The following is a 2,708-nucleotide window of genomic DNA, read 5'->3' as shown; positions in this document are numbered from 1 at the left end:
GGGATCTGTTGTCGTAAGCAGGTTTCCCATGCTGTCGTAAGTGTAGGTGGTTACGTCCAGGTTTTCTCCCTAACATCGGAACCGTCCCCATGTTATATGGGAACCGTCCCCAGCAGTTTTGACAGAGTTTTGCAGTGAGTGTTTTTCTCTCATTCCATCAGCACATTCAATGCTTCATCAATTTGTGCTTGCATCGGACTTAGATTTCCAGCTGGTGTTGTGAAGACTTTCCCTGAAGCACCCGGATGAAGCCCATTCTTCAATATGCTTTCAGGGCTTGCTGAAGTATAGTGGTAGAGCTTTTCAGCTTTACCCACCCCCTCACCAGCACCAACCCTCATTCCCCCTACCACTCCAAGGAACATTGTGGTATGTTGATTCAAAGAATCATTTAATCCATGCATAGACCCGTACATAGAATCAAGCTCATCAAGTGTCATTTGTGAGGTGTCAATACCTTTTCCTGAATCAAGCATATATAATTAAGAGCCTGACCCCATTACGTTTTTTGCTCGAAGTTTTGCAGCAAGAATTTTCTACATAATTTCGCCGTTCGCGACAAGCTTAGGCCCCTCGTAGAGCTTAAATCTGTTACCGGTACGTAAATTCTGAATTGGTGCATCTTCAACCAAATAGGAAAAATCAACAATATTACAATGGTTTTCATCAAGGTCTGTGCATACAAAATCTGCACTCCATTTGTCTGATTGCTCCTTGACATTCTCGAAAAAGACAAGCGGGCAATAACGTGTACCAGTTGGTGGAGGAGACAATCTACATCCTTCTTCGCGCGGAACCCAACATATTCTTGCCTTAACGCTCTTCTTTGTCATTGACCGATCCCCCTGATAGACATCAATACCTGATTGATGTAGTCTCTTTCTGCATAATAAGCTGGACCTATCCCATCCAATTTGCTGCCACCGTAATACATTCCTTCTAGTGAGCTTTTTGGTACTGTAACCAACCATTTTGTAGGCTCCATTTGGATAGAAGATTTTCCCCCACCTCGCTGCATCCTCCGCAGTATTTGCAAACCATTTTCCTTCCATTGCTTTATCATATGGCTGAAACTTACCAGCCTTATCTGCTTTAATAATAACTACATTTTCGTTAATACGAACATCAGTTGTAAAACCATATTCCCAACTCATCTAAAATCCTTCTTTTGATGAATAATCTGGCACATTAATTTCGATTTTCATTATCTCAATCCTCCAAATAAATATGAATATTAGTATCTATCTTCTTTTTTCCAGGTTTTGCAGGATCAGGTGATAACGTTTCAAAATTTATATGGGGGCCGCATAACATGGGAACCGTCCCCATGTTATCATGTTATGCACTTAATCTTGCTTATATCAGACCATCATTATTATGCTTTAGCTGAGATGATGATTGGTTCAGCAAACCCTACTTAAATCAATCCATACATTTTTATCTACATAACAGCAGAACCGGCCCAACGTTATCCAATGCGACAAGAGAGAACCGTCCCCGGTCTCACTCGGTCTCACTGTCTCATTCTTAGGTAAGGATAAAAGCACAATTTATTTTACACTCTCCTTGAGCAGCGACACCTAATCTTCTCGCACTTTACAAACTACTTTCTTTATATGGTGATTTATATTCTTCCACAAACAATCCTGATTTTTTAATTTTTTCAATAGCATTGTTACATTTCCTAGTACTGCCAATGTACATGTAGTAATCATGTCCAAAATGAACAAAAATTAAAGAACCATTTTCCAACTTGCACCACATATGCTCCCGTAGTACAAGCCTGCACAAATTTTCAACCTTATCCATTTCTATTGTACAATTATCGCATACCTTAGAAAATAAATTAACCATATCATTTGGATATTCTATGCTTGTTTTATTTAATCTAAGGTATTCATCATATTTCTCGACTCCCCTAACTTTTAGCGATGTAATTTTCAGATCTTCCATAAAAGCCAAAACTGCATTAATATAAGCATTTTCAATAGACAAATATTCATCGATTGTTAGTATTTTACCATCGAAGCTTTTCCCGACATCTCCAAAAGAAGTCCACTCATTCAAGTTGTATACACCATTATAATCTCGGAAACTGGGATTATATTTTGTTATCCTCCAATTTAACATGGTTTAATCTCCTATCCTTTTCAAATCTGCATCATAGCTACCCCACCTGGTTGATTTCTTACTTAAGCCTTCTACTGAGCCAGCGGCTTTCCATACTCCACCAATGTGACTATCTACATCAGGGGTAATATAAGTCTTACCTTTTTTGAACACCGGCTGCCCATGAGAAGTATATTTTGTTTTTTCAAATCCTAGTTTTTTTGCAGCCTCAGATGCTTGTTTTGCAGTCATCCTACCCGCAGATCTTCCCGCATTCTCAACAGTTTCACCAAAAACTTTTTTACCGATACTTTCTGCAACGTCTTTCCCCGCAACTCTCCCTAATACATATCCTGCTGCTCCTGTTTCAGCTCCGTAAAATCCGCCAGCCTGAAAATAAATAGCATCTATCTCATTTGGCTTAAGGTAGTTATATGTGGTCTGCCCCATTTCAACTACCTTATTGCCAAACATTGCTCCACCTTTTTTAAAGTTATCCCAACCTTCTTTCACAGTCATATGCCCTGTCGGGTCCACATAGTTCACCGGATTATTATTGCAGTAAGTATAGAGATTCTGCGTCCAGGGCTCGTAGATGT

The 2,708-nt window shown here is 39.5% G+C and carries 4 protein-coding genes; all 4 read right to left on the bottom strand.

Annotation, left to right across the window (positions count from 1 at the left end; translation table 11 throughout):
• Positions 1-149: 149 nt before the first annotated feature.
• Positions 150-476, bottom strand: coding sequence for a hypothetical protein (locus DCCM_RS05065; protein WP_104371364.1), 327 nt, complete (start codon positions 474-476; stop codon positions 150-152).
• Between the two features lie 60 nt (positions 477-536).
• Positions 537-1,154 carry a hypothetical protein gene (locus DCCM_RS05060; RefSeq protein WP_104371363.1) on the bottom strand — a complete coding sequence of 206 codons (618 nt, stop codon included), beginning with the start codon at positions 1,152-1,154 and terminating at the stop codon, positions 537-539.
• 442 nt (positions 1,155-1,596) lie between these two features.
• Positions 1,597-2,130 carry a hypothetical protein gene (locus tag DCCM_RS05055; RefSeq protein WP_104371362.1) on the bottom strand — a complete coding sequence of 178 codons (534 nt, stop codon included), beginning with the start codon at positions 2,128-2,130 and terminating at the stop codon, positions 1,597-1,599.
• A gap of 3 nt (positions 2,131-2,133) precedes the next feature.
• The coding region (locus DCCM_RS05050) for a toxin C-terminal domain-containing protein (protein WP_207655546.1) at positions 2,134-2,708 on the bottom strand (575 nt) is incomplete at its 5' end.

The organism is Desulfocucumis palustris, from assembly GCF_002933875.1.
Classification (GTDB): Bacteria; Bacillota; Desulfotomaculia; order Desulfotomaculales; family Desulfocucumaceae; genus Desulfocucumis; species Desulfocucumis palustris.
This window is presented reverse-complemented; position numbering and strand designations above follow the sequence as displayed.